This window comes from Pseudoalteromonas sp. CO109Y (assembly GCF_004208935.1).
GTDB classification, from domain to species: Bacteria; Pseudomonadota; Gammaproteobacteria; order Enterobacterales; family Alteromonadaceae; genus Pseudoalteromonas; species Pseudoalteromonas shioyasakiensis.
Genome location: NZ_SGPD01000008.1, coordinates 1 through 1,571, shown reverse-complemented (window position 1 = coordinate 1,571; position 1,571 = coordinate 1). Strand labels below are relative to the sequence as shown.

Annotated in this window: 1 protein-coding gene; it reads right to left on the bottom strand. The window is 42.3% G+C overall.

Annotation, left to right across the window (positions count from 1 at the left end):
* Positions 1–196: 196 nt before the first annotated feature.
* Positions 197–1,429 (bottom strand): divalent metal cation transporter, encoded by a 1,233-nt coding sequence (locus tag EXT43_RS02235; protein WP_062564832.1) that lies wholly within the window; start codon positions 1,427–1,429, stop codon positions 197–199.
* Between the last annotated feature and the right edge of the window lie 142 nt (positions 1,430–1,571).

The window sequence follows — 1,571 nt, the reverse complement described above, 5'->3', positions numbered from 1 at the left end:
TAGAAAGTTAGAAAGTTAGAAAGTTAGAAAGTTAGAAAGTTAGAAAGTTAGAAAGTTAGAAAGTTAGAAAGTTAGAAACTCTAAAATACCTAGTATCTAAGTCAAGCAGCTCGACAACTTTACTCTTTCCCCTAGTAACTCGCTAACTGTCAATCTGACAGCTCTAACTTTACTCTTTCCCCTAGTAACTCGCTAACTAAGCGAGTTTCCAAACCAAAAACACTAGCGCAAAGCCCACCAAATAAGCTAAGCCTAGCCAGCTTAGGGTGCGTAATAAAGGTGAGTGATGAATGCTGGGTTCTGAGCGTACTAAACTAAAGTTCAGCCATGCAAATACGGGAGTGGTTACAAAAGCGAGGGTCATAGCAAAAGTGAGCATTGGGCCAAGGGCTGATTTAAAGAATAAAATCACTGCCATGCCAGCAAATGCTTGTAGTAATAACCACATATTTAAACTGTGTTTAGATTGTTTAATCGGTAGCAGTTTATGCGACTCATTTAATGTTCTGGCGTAGCCATCAAGCACTGTTAGCGTGGTGCCAAACATACATAAAAAAGCGATACCTGAAACCAGTGGCCTTGCCCACTCGCCCATAGTGAGGGCATACATATCAATTAGCTGCTTTGCAAAAGCGACTCCACCTAATTGCACTGCTTGTGCTTGGCCATATTGCACTAACACACCTAATGAAAAAAACACTAACGCAAGTGCTGCGGTAAGCCAGTAGCCCAAATTAAAATCAAACAAGCCTTGTTGCTTTGTCACGGCTTGTTGATGCTGCTTTTCTTTTAGCCACAGTGAGCTGATTGCTGATATTTCAATGGGTGCAGGCATCCAGCCCATGAGCGCGACCATAAAGCCAAGCATGGCAAGCTCATACGGCGACGGGCCCACATAGTCAACTGGCGCCATTGGGCCATTATTAATAGCGACAACTAGCGCAGCCACGGTTGTAACCGTTAGCAGCCCCATAATGAGCTTTGAGACATTATCGAGCGCCTTAAAGTGCCCCAACAACAAAATAAGCAAACACACAACTAAGATCAGCCAGCATAATAAGGTTACAGAAACAGTGACAGGTAATGCATAGTGCAGCAGACTGGCCGTTAATAATAAAACCCCTGCAGTATTTACTACCGCAGCGACAATATTAAGCGCAATAAAACTATAGAAATACCCCGGCCCTTTTTGCTTGTAGCCCTCAACTAAACTTTGTTTGGTCGCAAGGGTGTACTCCATGCCAAATCGAAAGAATGGGTACTTCAATACGTTTACTACAATGATTAGCCAAAATAGCTGCCAGCCGAATAATGATCCTGCTTGTGTTGATGCTACTAGATGTGAGCCACCAATGGCGGCTGTAGCCATTAAAATTCCCGGCCCTAATGCATTTAATTTAGATTGCCAATTTGATACTGCTGATTGCATAAGTTATGTGTGTTTTATTCTTAGTAACAAGCAACTTACAGCGTTTTGTGTGAGATTGGAAGCTGAGCAAGTTAGCAAGTTAGCAAGTTAGCAAGTTAGCAAGTTAGCAAGTTAGCAAGTTAGCAAGTTAGCAAGTTAGCAA

What these genes read in the sequence shown, in the direction of transcription:
- EXT43_RS02235 (WP_062564832.1), bottom strand. Translation starts at nt 1,429, where the DNA reads ATGCAATCAGCAGTATCAAATTGGCAATCTAAATTAAATGCATTAGGG.